At 40.8% G+C, this 1,390-nt stretch carries 2 protein-coding genes; both read left to right on the top strand.

Translation table 11 applies throughout. The features are described 5' to 3' along the window. On the top strand, nucleotides 1-527 hold a 527-nt coding region (locus tag ACED28_RS23210), incomplete at its 5' end, for a DUF1566 domain-containing protein (RefSeq protein ID WP_371710857.1). Nucleotides 528-771: 244 nt separating this feature from the next. Beyond that, entirely contained in the window at nucleotides 772-1,164 is a 393-nt protein-coding gene (locus ACED28_RS23215) for a DUF6538 domain-containing protein (protein WP_102556876.1), read from the top strand. Nucleotides 1,165-1,390 lie beyond the last annotated feature (226 nt).

Genomic DNA, 1,390 nt, shown 5'->3' on the forward strand with positions numbered 1-1,390 from the left:
CTGGCGTCAACGTCGGCCAAACAACGATAACCGCCACTAAAGATGGCGTCACCAGTAGCACAGTGAGCGTGGATGTATATACATGTACGCTCACTGGTGCTTCATGTATTGATATATTCGATACTGGGAGTGGGAAGTTGTTTACCAATTCACCATCAAAAATCGCTCTTCATAGCATCGGAGGAAGTGTCAATAATGGTTTTACGCAAGAAATTGGAACCTCTGGGCCTGCTGGAGATTTCTTTTGGTTCACCTGGGAGAATGCATCTAGATTATGTGCCACATATGGTAACGAAAGCTTAGCAGGACGCACCAACTGGCGTTTGGCAACAAAAAATGAGTTAAAGTTAGAGCTCTTCAATACATACGGCAATATGTTCAACGCGCGCGGCTGGCCAGTCAGGCTCAGTTACTGGTCAAGTACAAGTCGTGGTCCTGGATTTTTAAATGCAAGCCTCAAGAATGGTAACGAAGGGGCTAGTATGGGAGAAGAGGAGTTGTACGCGTCTTGCGTCTCAGTTCCTTAACGTTTAACGTATGAGTTCTTGAGCTTCAAACCTATAACCACCTACTTCGGCAGGTGGTTATCTTTTTCGTAGATGTACACACACCCAATAGTCTAACTAGCTAATAGCAATAGGTTATTTTTAATGGGAATGCTGGAGATAATTTCCAAATTCCTATTCCTATTCCTCCACTACCCTTAAAGATTAAATTGCTGTTTTTAAGTCGGTTTTTCTTATCTAAAATCTCGAAAATCATCTTGCGCAGATGTACTTATTGAGACTTCCAAATAGCGTATACTACACACGTATCGCCACCCCAATTTCACTGCAGAGCAGTGGCTCTCCTAAAGAGTTTAAATTCTCTCTCCTAACTCGTGAACGTAAAGTCGCTTACCTGAGAAATATCGAACAGGTTCAATTACTCCATGCTCTTTTCGACAGAGCCAAAGTCACGGCATTAATTTTTTCTGAGTTCAAAGCTGAGCTTGCTCATAGTATTAATCAGTTACGTCAAAATTCACAAAGTATGAAAAATGGCTATCATTGTGCGCTTCTTGCTTCAAATGGACATGCTGATTTTTCCCCTATAAATCGCTCTGAAGAGCTAACTCGCCCGTTTAACATAGTAGGAATAATGAACACCAAAGATCTAAAGTAGACTAGTTAAGTTTTTGTTGTTAACAGTTGTTTTATTTAATGTCGTTAAAGCTAGGGATGGTTATCTTTGGCGCTTGCCCTCTCCCTTTTTTGTTGTATTTTGATGTGAGTGTCATTTAAAAGCTAGTAATGGAGGAGAGTTATGCTTTCTCGACCTCTTTACTTGCTTTACACACATATGTCGAATTGTAGTAACAGGACTACTTTGTCTAACGCGTTAGACTTTT

This window comes from Vibrio sp. 1F253, from assembly GCF_041439295.1.
Lineage (GTDB): Bacteria > Pseudomonadota > Gammaproteobacteria > Enterobacterales > Vibrionaceae > Vibrio > Vibrio tasmaniensis_A.

Coding starts and splice junctions, on each gene's coding strand:
- ACED28_RS23215 (WP_102556876.1), top strand. CDS start 772: ATGTACTTATTGAGACTTCCAAATAGCGTATACTACACACGTATCGCC.